This is a genomic window from Bacteroides sp. AR29 (assembly GCF_900217715.1).
GTDB classification, from domain to species: Bacteria; Bacteroidota; Bacteroidia; order Bacteroidales; family Bacteroidaceae; genus Bacteroides; species Bacteroides uniformis.
The window spans coordinates 33,190-57,631 of record NZ_OBMS01000026.1 but is presented as its reverse complement, the minus strand read 5'-3'; the positions used below and the strand labels follow the sequence as shown (position 1 = coordinate 57,631).

Below are 24,442 nucleotides of genomic sequence, written 5' to 3'. Positions count from 1 at the left end.
AGTATTTCCATTTCTTCTGTATTACTTGTCTCCTTTCAAGGGTATAAATCCTATTTGTTCCAATTGGGCGATTTTTTGATCCGACAAGCTTCCTCTTCGATAATTCCGTCTTTGAACCGTACACCAACGCCCCAACGCCCCTTCACGACATCCAGGCCACCGTCCATTTTGGACATGAAACTGGTGCAACTGTTCCAAGTAGCTTCGCCAGACCTGCTCCACCGACCAGACAAATCCTATTCGATCTAATAGTGTTTGACGATTAGGGGAAAGTTTCCCTTGCTTGCGCATTTTCCGCTGTGTACTGCACCACTCGCCCAAATAGCCTTCGGCTGATTTGGGAAAGCGCTGCTGTTTGTCGAGAAAGATTTTCAACGCTTCATAATTTTTCATCCATTCACCGTTCAAGTCCTGACTCCACACAAATCCGATCTCATCCAACACACGAATGCGTTCTTTGCTCAAACGTCCTTTCTTACGTCTTTCCCGTTGAGTATAACACCAGGTAGCCAAGGCACCATCCTCCCGTTTGGGCCAGCGACCTTGAGTCGCAAAGAAGACTTTCAATGATTGGAATTCCTTCATCCAGTTTGAATCCAGCAGGTTCCATTCAAAGCCGACAGACTCCAGCAGTTTGTAACGCTCCTCCGAGAGTCTGCCCCGTTTGTAAGCCATGCGCTGCGTATTGCACCACAAGCCCAGCTTCCCCTCTGTAACCGAAGGCCAGTCATTTTCTTTCTTACGGAACTCAATAAGCCTCTCATACATGATCTGCCAAGGTTCCAACTCTGTCAATATCTCCTCAATACGAAGCCGTATGTCTGATAGGAAACCTGTGGTCAGAAAAGAGGTCACCCCTTCAAATCCCTTGGGTGAAGGCTGACAGGCAAGGCGTTCCATGTGCAAGGCCATCATGTCATATACAGATTTGCCCGATAGGTTGTTCACAAAATCCAATACGACAGGCTGTTTCCCGCTTCCGGCATCCAAGCAACGGCCCAGCTGTTGCAGGGTAACAATATAGGATTCTGTCCGCCGTAGAAACATGACGGCATCTATGCCCTCCACATGCAGTCCTTCTATCAGCATATTGACAGAGAACAATACATGCAATTTTCCAGATTCTTTTTGGAAAACCTTTAGTATTTGATTATTAGTCCGTTCGCTTTGAGTGTGATGGATCTCAAATGGTATGATTACCCGTCCGGCTTGTGTCAGCCAGCCACACACCTCAGGAACCATCTGTTTCAGATCGGTAAGATCACGGCAAAAAACCAGCAGTTTACATACATCTTTGGGCAAGAACTTTCGGATTACCTCAGGAGCTCCTAACGCCCCTTTAAAATCAACGCGAGCCACATCCAGTTTCTTTTGGACTTGTTCTTTTCGTCGAATTGAACATCCGCTTCGATCCAATCGCTTTTGTAAACGATTCAGTTCACCGTCTAATCCATAGGCACTTTGTACCAGGATTGGGACTGGTAAAATACGGTAATACCAAGCCTGAGGTAAGGTAAGTTCATAAAACAGATTTCCCTCGAAATAAAGATCCACCGTATCAATCATTCCCTCCGGGCGAATAGGAGTCGCCGATGTTCCTAATATATAGGCCTGCGGATTGGATTCAATTACCTCCTGCAAAGCAGCCCCCCATATTTCTGCACCGAAATGATGAAACTCATCAATCAAAATATGATCTGCTTTGAGTTGTTTATCATTTTTTCGATAATATATCAATGACTGAAACGTTCGATAGCAGATATAAGGAGAGGTAAAGCCTACCGCTTTTTTGATCTCCTCCAGGATTGTGACATTTGGAGCAAATACGCAAATTCGTTCTGTGGCATGGTCTGATATATAACGAGCCAGCAGATATGACTTTCCCGTCCCGGTCGCTTGCACAACGGTACCGATACGATGCTGTTCAAAGCCTTTTATAATAGCACGATAAGCTTTCTCGTTATGCGGGTAAAGTTCTACATGTCTGCCGGAATTAAGGCTTCTGAGGTAGTTGTCGTCAGAAACAGTCAAACCATGCAACTCATAAGCCAACGCCTCTTTCAGAAATCCACCATGAGCTACAATCCGAAAATAAAGACTCCCTTTACCTTGGGTTAATACTGTAAACTCCTCATAATATCTCTCAACATCCGTTCGGGTCAAGGGGCGAATATTCCAAACCTCTTTAGCAATAAAATGTACCATTCCCGGCTTGAATCCGACCCATAGGAAGCCGTCCGATTCTATTACGTGATAAGCAAGTTTTCGATAATAAACCGATAACGAAGAAACCATGTTATACAATCAATGTTTTCAAGATATCAAAAGAACAAAAAGTGATGTACAAGACGCAGTTTGTTCCAACACTTCTTGTTCTTTCTTCATTCCCATACGAAATAGCATAAGATAAATTCTTAATGGATTAACACCGGAATATTTTGATACTATCCACTGAACATTTGCATTTTTGGAATGCAATATAAATTTTGATTCTCCCATAAACTCGATTTTCATAATCAATGGAAGAATCACAAAAGCCCTTGCCTTTTATAATACTGAATTTTGTGTAAAATATTTAATCGGATTTGATTATCTGAAAGTTCTAGCCAAACTTTGTATCTACTTTTGCCAATTCCAATCAAACAATTCCACATCATCTTCAAGAAGATCGCTTCCGGTTTGCGTTTCTATCAGGGTCAAGTCATTTATGGCTTTTAGACCGTGGCGCATATCTTGAAGGATACAAACAGTATCTCCCCGTTTAACTGGGGTAATTTTTCCTTCTATAGCCAACAGTCCCTCTCCGTCAACAACCGTCCATACCTCTTTCCGTAGATGATGAGCTTGATATGTGAGACTTTTTCCTGCCTTTATAATCAATTGCTTCGTCAACGACTGAAAGCCATCTGAATATTGAACATTATGAATAATCTTGTATTCTCCCCAATGTCTTTCCTCATACATTGGACAACACTGTAGCCGGTCTGCATATTTTTTTATGTTCTCGCTCTTGTTCTTTTCGGAAATTAAAATACCGTCATTCGATGCTGCAATCACCAAATCTTTGGTTCCTATACACATAATCGGAAGATCCAATTCATTAATGATATGTGTATTTTCCGCCTCTCCATCTGTGATAACATTACCTATTACATGGTCTTCCAACTCATCTGTAAGTGTATTCCAAGTCCCTAAATCTTTCCATTTGCCAGAGAAAGGAACTACTGCTACCAATTTGGCCTTTTCTGCCACCTCATAATCGAAACTGATTTTGGGGAATTCACTATATCTGTTACGGATTTCCGAAAAAGAAACAGTCCGGATATATTGCTCCACAATATTCATCATATATCCCAACTTAAAAGCAAATACGCCACCGTTCCAAAATGCATTTTCTTTTATAAGATATTCCGCTGTAGCTACATTTGGTTTTTCCGTAAACCGTTTGACCGAAAAGATTCCACCTTTCAGTTTCGATTCATCAGGCACTACATATCCATATTTAGCAGATGGATAGGTTGGAGTAATCCCCATAAGAACCAGCTCGGCTACATTGTCATCCACCGCATGCACCATCTGCTCAATAACTTTGAAATATCCAGCTTCCGTAAAAGGGTCACAAGGCATAACAACAACTACTTCTTCATCGGCACATGATTTCTCATATTTCAGATATGAAGCTGCCAAAGCAATGGCTGGAAATGTATCACGTCTTTCCGGCTCCACCACTACATCGATGTATTCACCCAGCTGATTGTAAATAACATCAGCCTGAGACAAGCTGGTAGCCACGGTTACATGACCTTTTAAATCGGATTCTCCCAATTGACGAATAACCCGTTGTACCATCGACTCTTTTTGACCATCGGGAGAATTGAGTAATTTTATAAACTGTTTGGAACGGCTGTTATTTGACAGAGGCCAAAGGCGTTTCCCAGAGCCTCCGGATAATAAAAGAATTTGCATAAATAATGTTTTAAATCGTTACCTTTCTGCACGCATGGGATTATGCAAGAAATCATCATAAGCCAATCGGATACCATCTTCCAATTCAGTTTGGTAAGACCACCCCAAAGCCATGGCTTTCGATACATCCAAAAGCTTTCGGGGTGTACCATTCGGACGTGTCGTATCCCACTTGATTTCGCCTGTAAATCCTACAACCTTAGCCACCAATTCTGTAAGATCTTTAATGGTCAATTCTTTACCGGTTCCTGCATTCACAGTTTCATTCCCCGAATAGTTGTTCATCAAGAACACGCACAGATTAGCCAAATCATCTACATATAGAAACTCCCGGAGCGGGCTGCCGTCACCCCAGCAAGTCACTTCATCCAGACCCGCCTCTTTCGCCTCATGGAAACGGCGAATCAAAGCAGGAAGTACATGACTATGTTCAGGATGATAGTTGTCATTGGGACCATAGAGGTTAGTCGGCATCACGCTGATGAAGTCTGTGCCATACTGTCGGTTCAAAAATTCGCAATACTTCAACCCCGATATTTTAGCCAAGGCATACGCCTCATTCGTTTTCTCCAGTTCTGATGTCAGTAAACAAGATTCCGGCATGGGCTGAGGGGCTAAACGCGGGTAGATACATGAAGAACCTAAGAACTCCAATTTTTTACATCCGTTCTTCCAAGCTGCGTGAATCACGTTCATCTCCAGTATCATGTTGTCATACATGAAATCAGCCAATGCAGATTGGTTGGCAATGATGCCACCTACTTTGGCAGCAGCCAAAAAGACATATTCCGGTTTTTCTTCCGCAAAAAACTTTTCCACAGCTTCTTGCCGTGTCAAATCCAATTCTGCATGAGTACGAGTGGTAATATTCATATACCCTTGCCGATGCAACTCACGGACAATGGCAGAACCCACCATTCCACGGTGTCCTGCCACATATATTTTTGCGTTCTTATCCATCATTTTACAATCCCTTTCTCCAGGTATTCAGCTAAGTTGGTATGCATTACACTGGCTACATGCTCCGCTGCCACCTTCCGCATATCATGTGCGACCATAATTTTCACCAGTTCCTCGAAAGAAGTAGATTGCGGATTCCAACCCAATTCATTCTTAGCTTTCGTAGGATCGCCCCACAAATTAACAACATCCGTAGGACGATAGAAATCTTCACTGACAGCTACCAGTACTTTTCCTGTTTTCACATCAATACCTTTCTCTTCTATACCTTCACCTTCCCAACGCAGTTCAATGCCGGCATAGTGGAATGCCAATGTAGCAAATTCGCGAACGGTATGCTGTACACCTGTTGCAATAACGAAATCCTGCGGTTTGTCCTGTTGAAGAATCAACCACATACATTCTACATAATCTTTAGCATATCCCCAATCACGTAGGGAATCCAGATTACCCAAATACAGACAATCCTGTTTCCCTTGTGCAATACGGGAAGCAGCTAATGTAATCTTGCGCGTTACAAAGGTTTCGCCTCTGCGTTCCGATTCATGGTTGAACAGGATACCCGAGCAGCAGAACATATTATAAGCCTCGCGGTACTCTTTTACAATCCAAAAACCATAAAGTTTAGCGATAGCATAAGGACTATAAGGATGAAACGGTGTATTTTCATTTTGAGGAACTTCTTCTACCTTGCCATAAAGTTCGGAAGTTGAAGCCTGATAAATCTTACAGGTTTTCTCCAGATGATTGGTACGAACCGCCTCCAATATGCGGAGCACTCCTACAGCGTCCACATCAGCTGTAAATTCAGGTGCATCAAACGACACCTGTACATGGCTTTGAGCAGCCAAATTGTAAATCTCAGTAGGCTGTACTTTACCCACTAATTTCACTAAAGACATAGAGTCCCCCATATCCGCATAGTGCAAGTGAAAATGAGGTTTCCCCTCTAAATGAGCAATACGCTCCCGATAATCAACTGATGAACGACGGATGATACCATGAACATCATATCCTTTGTCCAATAGAAATTCTGCAAGAAACGAACCGTCTTGCCCGGTAATTCCGGTGATTAAAGCTGTTTTCATCTTGTTATTTTTGTTAGTAATACTTCATGAATTTTATAAATATACCTCAATGATTCCAAAAAGGCATTACTGTATATGCCATTACGTTTGAATGCTTTTTGATGATCGGATATAATTTGTTTATGGCTGGCAAAGCCACTGGTGGAAGTCCCTCCTGTGCGCATGGTTACAAAATCCATTGGGATATATGTTGTCTGTATTTTATGTACGAAAATAAACCGTAAAAGACATTCAAAGTCGGAAGCAATCTTATAAGACAAATCAAAGCCACCATACTTATCATATATAATTTTGCGGCAGTAGAAACTTGGGTGTGCAGGCATAAAGCCAAGTCGCATCCAGCTACGGTGGAAAAGTCTTGACGAATAATAACGGACACATTTACCCAGGTCATTGCCATCCACGAAATGAATATCTCCATATACTGCATCCACTCGGTTGGTAGCAAGCTCTTTCTCTAATTTTTCCACTACATCCGAAGAAGTATAAAAATCATCCGAATTCAAGATACCAACCACCTCCCCCGTGGACATCCGAATCCCCTTGTTCATAGCATCATAAAGACCTTTGTCCGGTTCACTTATAAACCGCAATCGTCCATTATAACGAGGTTCATACTCCCGGACTATTTCCATCGTATTGTCTGTACTTCCCCCGTCCACGATGATATGCTCTATGTCGGGATAACTTTGGCTGAGTACACTATCCAAGGTCGTGCAAAGTGTTTTACCGCTGTTCCATGTAGCGGTAATAACTGATACTTTCATGTAAGTTATAATGTAATGTTATGTTTTGGGCTTCTATGCGTTCTCTCTTCTATATTGTTAAGTATAACTAACAATGTCGGTATATTTGCCATAATTTATAAATCATACTTAATAATAGAATACATGAAACTGCCCCAAATATGTCGTCAGCCTTGATGAATGGACGATAGGCAGCAATTACGAAGGAATCCACCACATTCATTTGCTCGATTTCCTGCAACGGCAGGAGTTATAAACCTATATTACTCCAAAGATATGCCATAATGATCTTTCAAATATTGGCATATCTTTTTCTTGTCATTTCCACAAGCTCTTTTTATTTCAAAGATCTTAGCATCCACCAAAGTACGGTACCACCAACCTTGCAAGAAGTCCCAGAGGAATCCTTCCTTGCCATCTAAGAACCCCAACTTTATGATATAACGATAAACAAAGTAGCCGAAAGCCCTCCAAAATAAAGGCATCTTCGCATATCGGTTTTTCTGTGCCCGCTTTCGTTCAACCTCTTTCCCATGATCTTGTGATACGATTTGAGAACCCGTCAAATGAAACTCTGCATCCAGCAACAAAGCCGCTTCCCGCGAAGCATAATTATTATGCTTATCTGTAAACTGCCCGAAAGTCATTCGGTTGTCATCCACAAATTGATGTTTCAATTCTGCCGTCTCGCCGTCCAATATCTCCAAATGCTCATCCATCAACCGCTGCTCATAACGAGCCATTCCTTTCCGGAAAACACGCACGATCTTGACATTATTTACAATGCCATGATGTAAGATCTTACCACAATAAGCGCGCGAGCGAGAGAGAGAGAGGGCTGAAACGCCCTCCGGCATTACAGGTAATCTCTCTTTTAATTCTTCAACCAATTCGGGTAACAAATACTCATCCGCATCCAGACGAAGAATCCATTCGGTCTCTATCTGCAATGTATCCAACGCCCAGTTGAACTGTTCGGCTTGATTACCCGGATACTTATGTACCACTACCTCCACATTCTCAAACTCCCGGCAAATCTCTACTGTCCTGTCAGTTGAAGGCGAGTCAACCACAAATACCTTCTTGGCAAAAGGTGTTACATTCTCCAAGCACCTACGGATATGTATTTCCTCATTATAGGTGAGGATAATTACCGTAATATCCAATGTCTTATTCAACATAACTACATTTACATGTTACAATTTTTCTTTTGTTCTTATGGATTCTATAACCAGGGAAACGCTTTTTTCGATACTTCCTGTATTATCTATTTTTATGACTTCTGGCTTTTGAGCTATCTTTTGATATAACCTAAACCGATAATCAAAAGCCTCATTAAAGGTGTTTTCAATTCTGCAATTCAAAACATCTTCTCGATTACGGCTTATCACAAACTGAAAGCTATCATTAGGCAAAAGCCGTTGGTATAATTTATACCATTTGCCGTCAAGTATGTCGAGGTTATGAGTTTCACTTCCCATATCAATGATTATGTCATTTACCCATCTGTCACAGATTACATAATCAGTTCTTAACTTAGTTGGTTTTTTGCGAGCAAACCAACTATCTATATAAGAACTATATAAGTAGAACCAGCAAAACAAAGGGCTTTTATAGAAATAGTGCAACCACATTTCTCCCATTGCGGTATTCTCCTTTTTACTTAATCCTGTAAGTTTAGCTATGGCATGCATTATTTTTATCAATTTATGATGATAACGCATCCAAATATATCCAACAGTCTTACCTTCTGCTTCCAATTGGGCACGCACACCTTCGATGACTGTAGTTTTTCCACTGCCATCCACGCCTGATATGATGATGTATTTAGTCATTTTGTTTCAATAAGTTAATCCATTCCATCCCCACTTGACTCCATGTAGGATGCGCATTCATTATTATTTTACCCTTATCAGACCTTGAATTTCTCAAAGCAACATCGTTCCAAGCCTTTTCGATTGTAATGGCCAATCCTTTGATTGACTTATCAGCAGTCAGCAGTCCATACTTAAGATATTCCGTAGTACCTCCATTGACAAAGGTGATTACAGGTGTACCGCAACTCAGCAACTCAAAATATGTCAAAGGCACCTCACTTGGAATCACGATGAAAGGCAGAATTGCATACCAAGCAGAGCCAAAAAAAGCCCTAAGCTGTTCTCTCGTCAGTCTATCCTTGATAATCTTTACTCGTTCCGGATGTTTCAGTCCGGACAATGTCTTTTCAAACCGCTTATATTGGGAACCCACATCCGTACGCATCAACATGACAAGCCGGACACCATCATCCTTCACGCTGTCTAAAGCCTCCAGCAACACCTCTGCCCCACGAGTAGGTGCAGGAGCGCCACTAAATAGTAGCCATTTTCTTCCCTTCAAATCATATTTATCCAAGACACTGTTGTCTGGTACAATTTCATCAAACGAATCCTTGCCAGGGTATATGGTTGTCACATTTTTAAAGCCGCCTCTCTTCACTGCTTTGGCACTCACATCGGTCAAACCAATCACATGGCTCACACCAATATTTTTCAATGTATGAGCAAAAATGCACTTGGACGTTATAGCCTCCATCAGGTAAGGCTTTGCAGCGGCTAAACCACCGTTCTTCTTCAGCAGCATTCCACTCTTCAGGTCATACACCCCTCCTGTCATGTAACCAATCTTCTTGCAGTTGATTTGAGCAATCCACTTGGCTGGTGTCAGCCCATCACGAAAAGTAAAAGGGATGAAAAGTATCTCCGGTTTTAGTTCCGTGCATTGGACAAAGATTGCCTCATTATTCTTTATCACGGAACACACATGGACAGGTTTCGACGAATCGCTTCCTGCCCAATCATAATCAATGACATCCTCACTGTTGCTGCAAGCATTCAAAATGCTTGCCTCATAGCCGTATTCCACCATCACCTTGGCAACCTCCAATATTGTTCGCCAAGGCATGAGATGTTCCCTTCCCTTAAAACAGTCAATCGTAAAGAATATAATTTTCATTTTCTCATTCTGATTACATTTGCAGGATTACCTCCTACAATGGCGTAATCGGGAACATCATACGTTACAACGGCACCAGCAGCCAAAATAGATCCAGTACCAATGTGCCTACGTTTCGAAATGATGACATTTGCTCCAATCCACACATCGTCTCCTATGATGATGTTCGAGTCCTTGGTTTTTTCCACGTGACCTTGGAAGCACATCGGGGTTGATGTATCAGACACCTCATGTCCAAAAGTAATGCAATACAGGAACGGCCCCATCATTACATATTTACCTATATGGATGTCATTGGGAATGCTACAATTGGCACCAATACCACTATAATCACCTATCACGATATCCTTTCCGTTCCCAAAATAAATATTTCTGTTTATTGTTGATACTTTCCCGCACTCCTTAAATATGCGCTTGCACAGGAAAATACGGATTCGATTACTTACCCCCCCCAATACAGGAGTGTACGAATCTGGCAAATGGTTTGCGAAACCATAAAACAAGACCAGCCAAAACTTTCTCATCATATTTTGTTTTGATTTATTGTTGCATTCTTTAATACCTCACACAACTTCTTTTTCATTATATCCTCCGTAAAGTTTCTGAGGAATCTTTCACGTGCATCATGTCCCATCTTCTTTCGTAGGGATTCCGATTCGATAAGTTTCACAAGAGCATCAGCAATAGCTTCCGAATTCCTCGCCGGCACAACAAGAGCTTCCTTCCCATCCTCGACCGTTTCAGGGTTGCCACCTACAGAGGTACATACAATAGCCTTTCCTGCCCGCATTGCTTCCAGTAATGCAATGGAATGATTTTCTTGAAGAGAAGGCAGACAGAATATGTCCCATGCTTTTAACCAAGCAGGTACATTATCCTGATATCCCTCGAAACAGATTAACTCCTCAACTCCAAGTTCTCTTGCCAAATTGCGCAAAGCCTCCTCCTCTGGACCGTCACCAATGATATAGATGTGGAATTTTTCATCCACACGCTTCCTGACTTCCGGGATAGCTTTTATTAAGAAATTCAATCCCTTGATAGCGTCCAGTCGTCCGGCCATTCCGATGCTGACCCCATCGGATTTTAGCACAACAGGTTCTAGGGCAGGCTCGTTTTCCACAATACCATTATACACCACTTCCAGTTTGCTTTTGGGCACTTTGCGCTCCAACAGGTACAGTCCGCTATATTCCGCCACCAGAACCACCGTTCGTGCAAATCTTTTATACATCCAGGCTTGCAATTTATTAATGGCGTCTGCAATATACCGCCTGCCCTCAGTCGGAGGATTGTACAGACCATGGTAAGTACATACCATCGGCACCCGAAGAGACCGCTCCAAACATGCTACCAGCTTGATGACCACAGGCCCGTTAAAACCATGACAGAACACAACATCAGGCTTTACTTCGCGGGCAATGCCGCCCAAACGTTTCACCCAACTCATATCTTTTCTGTTTTTTATGGCAATTACCCGTATTCCGGCCTCAGTCAGAGGTTTTCGGTCATACTCACAATTCTGTAGGTCAATGCACACAGAAGAAATCTGCAATTCGAGGTCATATTCTCCCAGTGCAGCATAGGTCAGAAACAACTTGCCTATACCACCCGTACCAAATGCCCAAATAACGTTTAAAACTTTCATCCTTTATAATCTTTTCTATATGTTAAAGGATTTGCTTTCAAGGCTTCGTATGAATCACCTTTCATATCATAAAAACTGTCATACTTATTATATGCTATTATTGGATGCTCATCCTCGCGCATCTCCTTACGCAGATAATCCTGGCTGTCAACAATCTTCAAATCCATTGGAATTTTGTACTTCCAGATACCGACAGCCCTCAATTTGATACCTATTAAATACGTTTTCAAGCTTGAATAATCCTGTACAATGCGCAGGTCAAAATCACTACGGTCATGGTACATGTGTCGGCAGATACTTCCGTATATAGTAACAGCACCGATGTTATCACAATCTTTCAGTTCCTCAACAGCCCAATCTACATAATCTATTACTGACTGTATGCCCTTACCTTTGAAACCGGTATAGACTTCACGGAACCCTACCAGCCATGTAGAATCAAACAGCCAGAATAACGTATGTAGCACTACAAATAGAGCCAAGGCCACCCACCACGAATAAATACAAACTGAAGCCAATGTCACTATTACTGCAACGGGTATCAGCTCCAATCCTATACGAAAAGCTCTTTCTTTCCTGTCCAGGACATGTACCGCCTGCAATGTCCAGCTAACGGGGAACCATCTGAAAAACAGAAATTTGCCCCAGTTAATTGAATAACTACGCATATCTTGAATTATTTCATTAAACCAGTCTAAAGATTTCCTTCCATCTGAAATCTTCTTTTTCAAATAGTTGCTTAAATGTTCTACCTAATGTCCTCACGGCGTATGCCAATAGAATAACCTCAACAACCAAGATGATAATATTCAACGGGAACAGGTAATTTATTTTATCTGTAAACAATACATACTGAACAATGTATGATTCCAAACACAATGCAGCAATAGCCTGAATACCATACCCAACATTAGACTTCATCAGTAGTTTAAATATATCCGCCTGAAACAGATTGTACAAATAGATACATGTGCCCATTAAGGGCACTAACGATAACATCTGGTAAGGGCAGAGATTTTCTTTTTTAGTACACGCCAACAAAAGGCCCAAGTGTAACCCGGTACACACTAAAGTCATAATAGCATCGCGCCAAACCTTCTGTTTCAGAATTACATTCTTCGAACCTATGTATGCTCCCATCAGCATAAATGGAAACCAATAAAAGAATCTAAAGGTATGGTTTCTATACATGTGATAACTGCCTATGTCTTCATACATTACAAACCTCACTATCGGTATTATGCAAGCCACAACAAATACCCACCACTTAAAACGCATCAGATATTTACGAACAAAGTACAGCAGTACATAATACATCATAATGCAAGGGATAAACCATCTACTGGCACCTCCAACAATTTGTCCAATGTTCATGTCATCTGCAAAACAATAGAACGAGAATATCGCCTAAGCAAATACACTGGGGTATATTCTATTAATACGCCTCTTATACCAATTGTCGAATCGGTCTATTCTGCCAAGAAACAATGTGTATCCAGAACAAAACATGAATAGTGCATCACCAATCGTACCGCCAGTAGCAAACATTTCGTATTTGGGTGGATACATCATGTAACTATGCACATTTATAATCAATATCATAGCCACGAACTTTAACAGTTCAAGTGACAAGTCTTTACCCTTAGCTTGACTGTGATGGGGGGTAACCAAAACAGGGGAAGGAATGCCTGTTTGAATGGCATGCTCAAAAGTCATATACTCCATGGCTTATCTTCTCTTGTATTTATCAAGATAAGTTTTTACGGTAACTTTGATATCATACAGGTCCAGCACTCGCTTGTAAGCAGCTTCTACCTGCTGCTGATCGTTTTCATGTTTCAGAAATACCTCCAGTTTATCTGCACAATCAATAGGATTGCCATTCTTGAACACATAGCCGTACTTACCATAATCAATAACCTCTTCAGGGCCTTGGCCGGAAGATACCACCACAGCCACTTTTGCAGCCATTGCTTCGGCTACAGTATTTCCGAACCCCTCACGTATGCTTGGCTGAACGAATACATCATAATCACATACATGCTCAAAGATATACGATTGGGATTTCATGCCATGGAAGGTTACATTCTGTCCTAAGCCAGACTTTTGCACCATACCTTCAAGATATGGGCGTGAAGATCCATCGCCTATAAAATTGATCATAAAGTTATGGTAACCACGCTTCAAAAGTTCTGCACCAGCCTGTATCAAGATATGTTGTCCTTTGTCATCATGGTCAAGACGTCCAACCTGTACTATCTGCAACATATCTTTCCAATCACCCGATTGCCGTTGTTTGATAAGTTCCGGACGAATACCATTGGGATTACAGATACTCTCCGTTCCATTATATGCAAGAAGGGCTCGTCGAACGGAATCAGAGATAGCAAACACACGAGGTACAAGATCTATACTTTGGGTATTCTTCGGTTTGGGGAGTGCATGTAATGTAGCATTAGTAATCTTCTTATGCCAGGGTACAAGTATTAACTTATACATAGACGAACTATGAATATGAATTACATTGGGATGCAACTCGTACAGGAGATAATTCAGTCGCAACATCGGCAATAAAAGGTTAGCACCATTCTTGCGATGGCCATAATGGAGCTTTATTCGCTTGTCAAGACTGTCATAGAGCGTGCTCTCAACCGTAGAGTCCTCCATAACAATCAGATGCACATCATGCCCCAACTTTATCTGTTCATTACAGATGTTTACCAACATGGTCTCAATACCTCCGAATGTAAACATCCAAGTAACATGTACGATTTTCATTATTTTATATTTGATCTTAATAAATAATATCTGACATACACATAAATACAACCGGCATAAAAATACAAACCACCCAAATTGAATGTATATACGAATCTCAAATGTGTAGGAACCTTACCTCCAATAGATACTAGTTTTTGTTTACATACCATTGCATCTTTATAATTACCAATCAGAAGATTGCAATCCAGCATAACTTTATAAGCATTTCTAAGAATCGATACTCCTTTGGGCTTTTGCGAGAGTTCCTCACCATACCACTCAACAAGCAGTTGTTTAGAAAGAAGCCCCTTTGCAATCTGTTTTCTATCATTTCGAAGAACGTTTCTGGTTACGCTATCAGTACGATTTCTTTCGCGAATTGTAACAATTCTATTTGTATAAAGAATCTTCTGAGCCTCACGATAGAAACGCTTGAAGAACACTCCTTCGTATATTCTCAAATCTTCATCAAAAGGGTATTTCTGTAAAGTTTCCGTCTTGATGCAATGAACAAAGTCTCCAGTAACCTCCTCAAATAGAAAGTTCTCGAAAGTTAGCTCAGCCTTTTGCTTACCCATCAGCAACGAACAGCTCTGGTAGTATTCAACCATATCATCTGCGGCAAAGCAATAGTGCATATACTTTTGATTGCTAGCAATAGAATTTATAAAATTGATTGCCTCATTCACAAAATAGTCATCACTATCCAAGATGATACAATACTCACCAGTAGCCGCTGCAATAGCTGCATTACGGGCCGCATTGGTACCTCGATTCTGTGAAAATGGGATGAACTTAATATGTGGGTGTTTATCAGCATAGTTTTGCACAATCTTCGGAGTCTCATCATGAGAACCATCATCCACAACAATATGCTCCAGTTCCACACCCCATTGGAGGTTGCGAATCACGCTATCTAAGCATCTCGCGACACAATCAGCTCGATTATAGACAGGGGTTATTATTGAATATTTCATACTATTTCAATTTTAGCAGTTCCTTCTGACCATTCTTGCATAGATAAACAGTCTCGGGATATTGTTGGAATTCGAGGATCTCATCAGGCACGATATATTCCAATCGTTTGCCTTCGAGATAATAATTGTTTAAGTCCTCTATAGATATGCCCATGGATTCATTGTCGGCAATCTCCTGTACCATATTGATTGGGAAACTTAGAATGAAAGGATACTCGTATGTCAAGCCATGATCCATCAGGTTTCGAGGCATGACATAATGAACTATATTTGCTTCAAGTGTAGTGGGGTTGGCATAGATGATTTTTGACTGCAACTTCAAGCACAGCTTGGTGCTATAGATATGTGCGTCAACAGAGAAGTTATAACCCCAACTGCGAGCATCGCGGTGATTATGAAAATCCCATTCAAGCTTACCGTTATTAACAGGGATACTTGCTGGACGTTCTGTAATGTTCTTGCCTAAACGAAGTGAAATCTGATTTATATCCGGATTCTGTTCAATGAATGCAAGGTCATTCTTTGACAGTTCAACGTCACGGATGAATGCTGAATCATCGGTCAGGTACATGGTGTATTCACAACTGGAAGTAGCCAACATGTTATTAAGCAAATCGCGAAAGTTGGATTTTTGCTTACGTATGTGGTGATACTTCAATAGTTTTTTCAGATTGTATGGGGTCATGTAATCCGAGACGTGATAGCCAGAAGTCTTACGTGTTTCCTTAATAAACTCATATGCTGGATATTCCTTTTGAAGGATATCATAACCCTTCTGGAAATCATCACCACTGGTATTGTAAAGCACGGAGAGCTTATAGTTCGTCTTCTGCCAATGGCATTGGATACTTGATAGTAATGCCTCAAGCTGCAAAGCGCGATTGAACGAGAAAATAATAATATGAATCATACTATGATAGTTTTATCAATGGTTTGAAGCCACATATCTGTGGCAAATATTTAAATAAAAGAAACGAAACAAGGATGGTTGTTAGTGTGACGATTCCGTATGATAACCATATATTTAAATGCAATGGCGAAATTGCCAAAACAATATAAGGGTGTATTAGTAATATCAAAAGCGAAAATTTTCCGATGATTGCCAACTGTTTAGGAAGATAAGAACAAAACTGGATCAAAGCCAAACTTTCTATTGCACCAACTAATAACAGTTTCAACCAATTATCTTCATAATGATTCCAGTAGTTATCTTGAATACCAGACGGAATTATTACGACAATACATAAACCGGTAATTATCAGCAAGATAGAATACCACCCCCTATATAGGAAATACTTCCTAACAAACTCACCTATTGCTAGATAACCCATGGCTGTTAATGCTGTACTACAAAATAGAGGAAGTACAAGTTTGTGGCCATGAAAAGAATACGTACTGGTGATATAATAGCTCACAGCGGACAAAACTATCATTGCAAGGAACAACAGTTTGCTATTATGTATGTATTTATGTAGAATATAGTTGATGACATAACACCACAATGTGCATATAAAGAACCACGAAACGCCATGAATCATACTATATGGATTTGCAACTTTCAACAATGTGGTCATAAAGCCTTTCTCAAATATGCTTATGATAAACATCGGAACTGAGAAAAAAGCCATTGGGATCACAATGGTGTTGAGTTTCTTTATAGCCATCACCTTGAAAGAAGACTCCTGCTTGTAGAATACGCCCATAATGATAAAGAAGATGGGCATTACCCAACCATCTGTCCATGTTGTATGCATGCCCACAACATGCCACTGAATGATGACAAGCATTGCTAACCCACGAGCAACGTCAATGTTATCGTATCTTACTTTTTCAGACATTATTTTGAAATGAGTATTTTGAATCTTTGATTGATAACTTTGATTACAGGTATCTCAACAAAAAGTAAAATGAAAAATCCAATGATGATGGATAATGAATTTATATGCAAGACCTTATTAACAAACACAGGTATATTAACAAACAACATGTGAGTACAGAGAACGATTAATGAGTTTGCTCCATAATGGCAGAATGCATTAGATGTAAACTTCGTATATTTGGCAATGTCACCGGAAAGAAGCACAATACCGATAGTGGCTAAAGAGGAAACCAAAGCAAACTGAAACATTGAGCATGAAATATAGCATTGACTGACATTACATGACGGTGTATTGGGTAAATAAAGAAACCACGATATCAGCAGTAACCCAATACCCACAAAAGGATATTTTTGCTTTTTCAAGAGAAAGTCCTTAAAAAAGGATCCTCCAAGGAAAAAGGGTATACACATTAATGATACATTCACGTAATATGGCTGTAACACATTATACTTTCCACAATAGTATCCTACTATTCCTAATACCATACTTACGACAAATGCAAATAGGTTAGGAAGATACCGCAACAGCACATAGCCTATTAATGAGATTTCTGCTAATGAAAGCAAGAACCATACAGGTGTATTTGCATACCCATGTGTTGCTCCTAAAAGGGGGTCAAAGAAATCCATTAAATCAAGCTGTCCGTGTTTGGTAATGGTCTTGGCTGCCTCAAAAGCATACCCGATTATGTAGAATGAGATGTATGGAACCATTAACCTCTTTATACGCTTCAGTGGTTTATCGGCTTTAAAGAACAATCCACTCAGGGTAAAGAATAGTGGCATATAAAAGGTTGTAATCCACCCCTCCCAATTATTAAAATATATTAATCTGTTAACACCTGGTAGGTGAAAGAATACGACTAGTAGGATACCTATACCCTTAGAAATGTCAATATGCTCGTAACGTTTCATTTTTCAATAAATTGGATGTCTCCATTAGTTGACTTTATTACATTATGTTTCTTTTCAATAGCAGGAGTACCTGCTAACAACGTATTGGGGGTGTTATACTTTTTATTTGCAGTTGAATTAGCAGCAAGAATACAACCATTTGGTATCAATGTATTCTTGAGAACTAAACTACGAGTTCCTATCCAACAATAGTCACCAATATAGACCTCGCCAGCGGCTTGATATAATTCTCCTGTTTCTGTATTCATAACGGAATGCCAGTCTGTATCCATTACCATTGCACTCCAGCCAATAGCCGTACCAACACCCATGTGCATTTTGTTGACACATACAAATGTGCTTTCCGCAGTACTTGAAAAACCTGCTCCAAGCGATAATGTTCCTGTTTTGCCTACACTAAGTCTTGTGCCTTGTCCAAAACATACAGGTCCTTCGAGTTCTATTAAACCAGCTATCTCTAATATTGTTCGAGAATACTTCTTGTCAAATATACCAGTTGATGAAAAGCCTATGCTCAACATTTTGGGTGTGATTGGAGTTTTCTTAACTATCACCTTTCCATCAAGACAATTAAGTACACAGTTATATCTTACGAATATAGGAAGTTTGAGAGCATATTTTACCCCCCCCCCAGCCCAATAGTTTGACAGAAACGTAAATTGATTTAGGGATGGATAACAATTTCACGAAGCGAGAATCAGCCATATCTTAACAATGATTTGTGGTGTTAATTGTAATAGAAGGAGAAATAGTGATCTTATTTGGATTGGTGTTGAAGAAAGTACCCCACCACCCAAAAGAACTTGGAACTATAATATTATGCTTGCACATGGCCATAAGCTGCATATCACGGAAACTGTCTTCGCCCTTATTCCAGTCAACAAACTTGATGGTGTCCTTACGTATGTCAAGGCCGAATAACTTAGCGTTATCTCTGCACCATTCCACGCTACCTAGATTGGTGAAGAATACAAATTCCGGATTATCTACATGCTTTCGGATGTATTTTACAGCACGCTTGAAATAACCATACTTATAACACCATGCAAGCCCGCCAAGTGCATCACCTCTACGAGCATGAATAGCTACAGAATTGACGGTTTTGAGGTATTCAACCATCTGTAGGTTCTGTTCATCTACTATCTCGGGAAACCTGAATGACTCTCGTATCTGAGCCTCAATCAAATGGATATCATTTCCACGATTGCTAAATTTTAACCACTGGCCAGTGAAAATATCGCTATCTGTATGACAGAACAGTTTGTCACGAGAATCGTTTGCATAAGCGTATTTCTCTTCGTTGAGAGACTGAAGTACGCGCTTTACTGTATTTCCAATATATGACTCTCTGAGTCTGTCCTTCCACGTTTTATGCTGGTCTTCCGTACCTGTAATAATATTATGGTTAGGATCAAAGTCGCCACGAACATTTTCAAGTTGAAGACCATGACGATTCAGAACCTCCGTGAATACAACGGGATAATTCCAGTTGTGAATCCAGAATTTTGTTGCACGAATTTCTGATATTATCTGAGTCCACTCGTCGTCCGAAAAGAGAGACTTGATGTTCTTTGGTTCTTTGATACCAAAAATCTTCTCAAGTTCATAACCGTTCCATTGGCAAATGACCTCGTTACACTCAGGAATTTCAAAAACTATCGTTTCTATAAAAAACTCCTGATTCGGATTGGCATATTTCAGTGAAAGATATTCACAATAGGAAAGCATCTGGTTGCCCAGACCAGATTCTATGTGGATTATTATCATAGCTGCTACTAATAATTTTTGATAGATTTTTCATTTGTCGATGGCATTAGTGCCAAATTAGAGGATAAAAATGGTAGTATAAGCATATCTTGATATGATATTCCTGGTCCAGAGATACTCAATGCGAATAGAGTCAATAGATATAAATACATGCAAAATGTGATTGGGTGATATTCTCTATTTTCAAAATGAATTTTTACGAGCCTAACCCAAAGAGAGATAAAAAAGAATGCACCCAGAAAACCATATTGCGCAATGATATTACCATATCCTATGTCCGGCGTAAATGTTGGACTAATAATCTTGTTCTGGTCAACAAGACCTATTTTGAAATTATATAGCCGTTTTGCGACTTCCGGTTCTGATGGAGGCAGGAAACCCAATCCAAAAACCGATTCAACAATACCGTTTGTCAACATATATTCTGCCCTCTCATAAACCCAAGCAAAACGATATGTTAATGTCCCAACATCATCATGCGCTTTACCCGTGTGTGCATAATCTATAAACCGCCCATGAATAAATGCAAAAATATCACCTTTTGTACCAGCTTTTTCACCAAATCTTGATAGCAATGCATCTGACAATGGGATAAAAAGAATAGCACCAATTATTGAAAACTTTAGTATTGTAGATTTTTTACCACTTAAAAATATTCCAAGAAATGTAAATAAGACAACAAACACCATAATGGTTCTTGTCATTGTAATAAAGACTGCGGCAGCAAATACTATTGCTGAAAACTTGGAGATTTGTTTTCCTATGTAGTTGGGAAATAATAAAGACAGATAGAAAAACAAGGTCATGTAAACAGGATGATTGTTATATCTAAGCGTATGAGTGATTCGATCATACTCCGGTGTTGCCACTCCTAATACAGGCAAACCTGTTGAACACTGTATTATGTATAACAATGCATGAATAAGAGTAATATAATATAATGCCTTAAAAAGCCAAATGATATCATCTTTTGGTACGTCTCTTAGAAAAAAATATGCCGGAAACAGCCACAATTGGCGGCATCCCATAAAGGATTGAAAAGGAGTAAGACCATAATATATCATTCCCACTGCAAAAGATATAATTAGGAAAAGGGAGAGTCGGCTGATACAGAATAACAATTTAGAATCTTCTGTAAAAGCAAGCGTTTGGATACGTTGACTTACAGTTACTATTATCATATAGACAATAGCTAAATCAATACCATTTACGGCCATAACTGCCATTGGTACAATTTTCATGTAACGCAAAGCCATGAATACAAACAGCAATAGGCTATATCTTCTATAACCGGTAAAATGCAGAAGGAGCGCAATTAATAATACAACCAATCCCAGCATAATTACTTACGTTTTATTGGAAGCAGCTTTATACCCATTTTAAAATAAGGGTCTCTCACAAAAAGTAATAATAGAAGCGAACAGCCCAAAAGCAATGTAACGACTACTCTAAAATAGATATTTATATCCTCCATAAAATTTGAAACGACAAGGCAAAGCAGAGTTACAAAAATCTGTTTCAATAAAGTAGGAGAAACATCCCTTAACTGACTCCATATACCATAACCGATGGGCTTTCCACATACCGAAAGGTTGAGGAAAAGAAGTAGAAAAGAATATATAGATAAACCTGCGGCAAATAGATAGACGTTGAAATGTATTGTAATGAATACGATAATCAACATAATGCATCTCCTGCTGATTTCCAGATAAAGTATTTTTTTTGACTCTCCTTTTACAAGTAAAATATTTTGATTAACACTATGCAGTGGAAAGAGCAATCCACTTATACCTAACAACAAAAAATACACGCCGGCCTCACGCCATTGAGAACCCATCAATATTCCAAACAAATCTGAGGATATACCCATTAATAGCGACATTACAGAACCGACAAAAAGGATTGTTATCATTATTACTTTTTTATATGCTCCTTTTAAATCTCCTCCATCATTGTAGACTTTTGCTAATGTTGGATATGTTACATTTTGTATAACCCCTGTAGTTGATGTAGAGGCTATGGTTTTTATTCTGTCAGCTTGAGAGTAAAACCCTAAATCTGAAGCAGAATAATATTTCCCTATTAAAATGGACTGTATATTACCAATAATATTTCCTATAAGTCCAGAGATAAGAATATCCTTAGAAAAAGCAAAATATTTAGCAAAACTGACCTTTGAGAATTTTAATATAGGTACAAAATCTGTTGATATCCACAGAAACAACGATCGCAGGAACTGACTCAATACCATTTGGATTGCTAAAGCCCACACATTCTCATAAATATATGCAAAAATAATAGCAACAATTGCAGAAATTATAGATGATGATATAGAGATAATACATAGTTTTTTGAATTTTAGCTCTTTTTGCAATATAGTATTCTGAACAAGTCCTACAGCCTGAAACGGTAACATTAGGAACACTACCTTACTCAGATCAACAAGGATTGGTTGATTATAAAAATCCGCGATTAACCCCGAACATAAGTATAGTGCTATGTAAAAAACCATAGACAATACAACATTAAAATAAAGTATTGTAGAATAATCCTCTCGAGATACCATTTTTTCTCTGATTAGAGAAAGACCAAAGCCTGAATCTATAAAGCTATTTGCAACGGCATTAAATACTGCAAGCATACCAATTATACCATAGTCAGAAGGTGTGAGATATCTTGCCAAAATAAAGGTACACAATAGTTGAATACCCATATTAGAGAAGCGCTCTACACTATTCCAAATAGTATTTTTGGCTAGATCTTTCTTGATGCTGCTCATTGTGAATGGATTATTTGAATCATTATTCGTTTAACATTTGAGCGACTATTTCTTCCTTTTCCGGATAAAAGCTATTACCCATTATTAAATTGTTTTTCACGAACACAGCAGGATTCCCTTTAATGAGAATGTTATCACCATTTATAGAAAAGTCACCTGAAACATTTGAGTTACATGACACAATCGAACCATTTGGTAAGATCGTTCCTTTACCGATTGTAGAACGATTACCCACAAATACATCGTTTCCGATAATAACAGGTTTTAACCGGGGATAATACTTGTTTTTTTCTGTATTATAGACAAAATGAAAATCGGTGTCAAATATCTGGCACTCCCAAGACATTCTAAAATCATTTCCTATGGATATTTTCTTGTAACATACGACTTTACTTAGATGGCCAAATTTCACTTTATCAGCTACCGAAAAAACAGCACCTTCTCTAATTAATATTTTTACCCCCGTTTGGCATATAAAAAGACCACCTATTTCGATTGTTCCGCTATTTTTGACAACTAATCTTGAAAATCCATCCTCAATTACAGGGATAGGCTGTGTTCCCAATCGGACAAGAGAAGGTTTTATAGGGCAGTTAAACTTTATTGACCCCAGTTTAATATCCGTGTTCTTGCCAATCACAATAGGAAATTTTAAAGCATCAGAAATAGGGAAATACTTAAAATTAGTATATATTGTTTTCAGGAAATCAACATGCTTTCTGTATCTAAAAAGATAATGGATTCCTTTAGCCTTGTCTTCATCCAAAAGAATTGACAGAATTTTTTCAATCATAACCAATATGGAAGTTAAAATTAATCTACTTATTTTTTTACATTAGTTATTTTACAGCCAACCAGACTCGCTCAATATGTCATGGAAAAGTTTTCCAGTACCATTCAAGCAGCAACTTTTATGATTAGTCCATTCACCGCCGAGAAAATTATCTATAAGCCCAAGATTAATGAATGATTGATTGGGCTTCTATAGAAATGTTTGTATTCTCCTCCAAGTAGTCAGGAAGACTTTTGAGGTCAGGCAAGAATGCTCTGGCTACGACAGAACAGAGCCTGAGCATCTCGTTATTATTGATTCTATTCATTAATCTTGCCTTGTAGATGCTGCCCATAATCATCGCCTTGTTTTCTTCTGTGCTAAGCAGGTGAATCAAATATGCAGAGATGTGTTTATAATTTTCTTGACTCAGGCTAGAATAGAACTGATTCTTGATTTTATCGTCAATGTCTTCTGACACTATGAGAAATTTGGCCAGTTTCTTCGTAAAACACCAGTCTTTGACGTTGATAAAAACCTTCCCAAATTTAAGGAGAGAACCAACATACGGGACATCTTTGTATGTCTCGATAATGTCGGCTGCAACTTCCAACTCCAGTTCCCCATTCTGCTTTATAAAGTCGGCGTCTCTTTTACTTCTTTCTATTTCAAAAATATTCATGAGAATCACTAGTGTCTCTTAATAATTGTAAAGAGATACGTTAATTATTTGAATTACAATATTTATTTTCAAAAAATGCTTGTCGCACATTTGAATCAGCTATCTTAGGGACTGAGCCAAATTGCAATAGCTATGAATATTAAGAAATATGTTTTCAATCAAATGACTTCATTCCTTCTAAAACGCTATTTTGAGCGATATGCTAAGAGATTATCTTCTTTTTGAAGCTTTTGCCTATCACATGGTAAACATGGCTCAACAAAAGCGAATTGACAAGGAGTTCGATTTGAACGGAACTTTTTATGCTTTTGATTCAACAGCAATAGACTTGTGCCTGTCATTGGATAATTGAACCCGATTCAGGAGCACAAAGTCTGGTATCAAAGTCCATACCCAGTTGGATAGCAGCATCTTCGAGTAAAATCCTTTTGGGGAAACTCTGAGAATACAGTCAGAATACAAATATATGTGGCTATCATTATTTATTGTTTGGTAGCCATTATTGAGAG

22 protein-coding genes are annotated in these 24,442 nt (G+C 39.3%); all 22 read right to left on the bottom strand.

The features are described from left to right. Positions 1 to 21 precede the first annotated feature (21 nt). The 22 genes from CSD97_RS15805 to CSD97_RS15685 all read right to left on the bottom strand — a co-directional run bounded on the left by CSD97_RS15805 (position 22) and on the right by CSD97_RS15685 (position 23,933). Positions 22 to 2,295: a Helicase associated domain protein gene (locus CSD97_RS15805; protein WP_005644214.1), complete on the bottom strand. Its 2,274-nt coding sequence runs from the start codon at positions 2,293 to 2,295 to the stop codon at positions 22 to 24. A gap of 324 nt (positions 2,296 to 2,619) precedes the next feature. Then, the gene (locus CSD97_RS15795) at positions 2,620 to 3,966 is read right to left on the bottom strand and encodes a sugar phosphate nucleotidyltransferase (RefSeq protein ID WP_098032687.1); all 1,347 of its coding nucleotides are present in this window, start codon (positions 3,964 to 3,966) and stop codon (positions 2,620 to 2,622) included. A gap of 18 nt (positions 3,967 to 3,984) precedes the next feature. Next, positions 3,985 to 4,929, bottom strand: a complete 945-nt coding sequence (locus CSD97_RS15790; protein WP_036657607.1) for a GDP-L-fucose synthase — start codon at positions 4,927 to 4,929, stop codon at positions 3,985 to 3,987. Further along, complete coding sequence (gene gmd, locus CSD97_RS15785) at positions 4,926 to 6,014, bottom strand: GDP-mannose 4,6-dehydratase (protein ID WP_098032686.1); 1,089 nt, start codon at positions 6,012 to 6,014, stop codon at positions 4,926 to 4,928. Before gmd ends, CSD97_RS15790 begins: the two co-directional genes overlap by 4 nt. After that, entirely contained in the window at positions 6,011 to 6,781 is a 771-nt protein-coding gene (locus CSD97_RS15780) for a glycosyltransferase family 2 protein (RefSeq protein ID WP_008777768.1), read from the bottom strand. Before CSD97_RS15780 ends, gmd begins: the two co-directional genes overlap by 4 nt. A gap of 242 nt (positions 6,782 to 7,023) precedes the next feature. Then, the gene (locus tag CSD97_RS15775; protein ID WP_244284044.1) at positions 7,024 to 7,941 is read right to left on the bottom strand and encodes a glycosyltransferase family 2 protein; all 918 of its coding nucleotides are present in this window, start codon (positions 7,939 to 7,941) and stop codon (positions 7,024 to 7,026) included. A gap of 15 nt (positions 7,942 to 7,956) precedes the next feature. Beyond that, positions 7,957 to 8,595 (bottom strand): thymidylate kinase, encoded by a 639-nt coding sequence (locus tag CSD97_RS15770; RefSeq protein WP_098032685.1) that lies wholly within the window; start codon positions 8,593 to 8,595, stop codon positions 7,957 to 7,959. Next, entirely contained in the window at positions 8,588 to 9,754 is a 1,167-nt protein-coding gene (locus CSD97_RS15765; RefSeq protein WP_098032684.1) for a glycosyltransferase family 4 protein, read from the bottom strand. Before CSD97_RS15765 ends, CSD97_RS15770 begins: the two co-directional genes overlap by 8 nt. Continuing rightward, positions 9,751 to 10,281, bottom strand: coding sequence for a DapH/DapD/GlmU-related protein (locus CSD97_RS15760; RefSeq protein ID WP_098032683.1), 531 nt, complete (start codon positions 10,279 to 10,281; stop codon positions 9,751 to 9,753). Before CSD97_RS15760 ends, CSD97_RS15765 begins: the two co-directional genes overlap by 4 nt. Then, positions 10,278 to 11,402 (bottom strand): glycosyltransferase, encoded by a 1,125-nt coding sequence (locus tag CSD97_RS15755; RefSeq protein ID WP_098032682.1) that lies wholly within the window; start codon positions 11,400 to 11,402, stop codon positions 10,278 to 10,280. The genes CSD97_RS15760 and CSD97_RS15755 overlap by 4 nt, the downstream gene beginning before the upstream one ends. Next, positions 11,399 to 12,070 carry a hypothetical protein gene (locus CSD97_RS15750; RefSeq protein ID WP_034530101.1) on the bottom strand — a complete coding sequence of 224 codons (672 nt, stop codon included), beginning with the start codon at positions 12,068 to 12,070 and terminating at the stop codon, positions 11,399 to 11,401. The genes CSD97_RS15755 and CSD97_RS15750 overlap by 4 nt, the downstream gene beginning before the upstream one ends. A gap of 1,060 nt (positions 12,071 to 13,130) precedes the next feature. After that, complete coding sequence (locus CSD97_RS15735) at positions 13,131 to 14,180, bottom strand: glycosyltransferase family 4 protein (protein ID WP_098032679.1); 1,050 nt, start codon at positions 14,178 to 14,180, stop codon at positions 13,131 to 13,133. After that, complete coding sequence (locus CSD97_RS15730; protein WP_098032678.1) at positions 14,180 to 15,139, bottom strand: glycosyltransferase family 2 protein; 960 nt, start codon at positions 15,137 to 15,139, stop codon at positions 14,180 to 14,182. The genes CSD97_RS15735 and CSD97_RS15730 overlap by 1 nt, the downstream gene beginning before the upstream one ends. A 1-nt stretch (position 15,140) precedes the next feature. Next, entirely contained in the window at positions 15,141 to 16,049 is a 909-nt protein-coding gene (locus CSD97_RS15725) for a hypothetical protein (protein ID WP_008777777.1), read from the bottom strand. Position 16,050: 1 nt separating this feature from the next. Continuing rightward, positions 16,051 to 16,977 carry an acyltransferase family protein gene (locus tag CSD97_RS15720; RefSeq protein WP_098032677.1) on the bottom strand — a complete coding sequence of 309 codons (927 nt, stop codon included), beginning with the start codon at positions 16,975 to 16,977 and terminating at the stop codon, positions 16,051 to 16,053. Further along, positions 16,977 to 17,933 carry an acyltransferase family protein gene (locus CSD97_RS15715; RefSeq protein ID WP_098032676.1) on the bottom strand — a complete coding sequence of 319 codons (957 nt, stop codon included), beginning with the start codon at positions 17,931 to 17,933 and terminating at the stop codon, positions 16,977 to 16,979. Before CSD97_RS15715 ends, CSD97_RS15720 begins: the two co-directional genes overlap by 1 nt. Then, positions 17,930 to 18,487 (bottom strand): acyltransferase, encoded by a 558-nt coding sequence (locus CSD97_RS15710; RefSeq protein ID WP_159461936.1) that lies wholly within the window; start codon positions 18,485 to 18,487, stop codon positions 17,930 to 17,932. Before CSD97_RS15710 ends, CSD97_RS15715 begins: the two co-directional genes overlap by 4 nt. 154 nt (positions 18,488 to 18,641) lie before the next feature. Continuing rightward, positions 18,642 to 19,700, bottom strand: coding sequence for an alpha-1,2-fucosyltransferase (locus CSD97_RS15705; protein ID WP_244284043.1), 1,059 nt, complete (start codon positions 19,698 to 19,700; stop codon positions 18,642 to 18,644). A gap of 8 nt (positions 19,701 to 19,708) precedes the next feature. Next, positions 19,709 to 21,040: a hypothetical protein gene (locus CSD97_RS15700; protein WP_008777782.1), complete on the bottom strand. Its 1,332-nt coding sequence runs from the start codon at positions 21,038 to 21,040 to the stop codon at positions 19,709 to 19,711. A gap of 2 nt (positions 21,041 to 21,042) precedes the next feature. Then, the gene (locus CSD97_RS15695) at positions 21,043 to 22,479 is read right to left on the bottom strand and encodes a lipopolysaccharide biosynthesis protein (RefSeq protein WP_098032674.1); all 1,437 of its coding nucleotides are present in this window, start codon (positions 22,477 to 22,479) and stop codon (positions 21,043 to 21,045) included. A 22-nt stretch (positions 22,480 to 22,501) separates the two neighbouring features. Beyond that, the gene (locus CSD97_RS15690) at positions 22,502 to 23,272 is read right to left on the bottom strand and encodes a hypothetical protein (protein WP_098032673.1); all 771 of its coding nucleotides are present in this window, start codon (positions 23,270 to 23,272) and stop codon (positions 22,502 to 22,504) included. A 166-nt stretch (positions 23,273 to 23,438) separates the two neighbouring features. After that, on the bottom strand, positions 23,439 to 23,933 hold the full coding sequence (locus CSD97_RS15685) for a hypothetical protein (RefSeq protein WP_098032672.1): 495 nt from the start codon (positions 23,931 to 23,933) through the stop codon (positions 23,439 to 23,441). Positions 23,934 to 24,442: the final 509 nt, after the last annotated feature.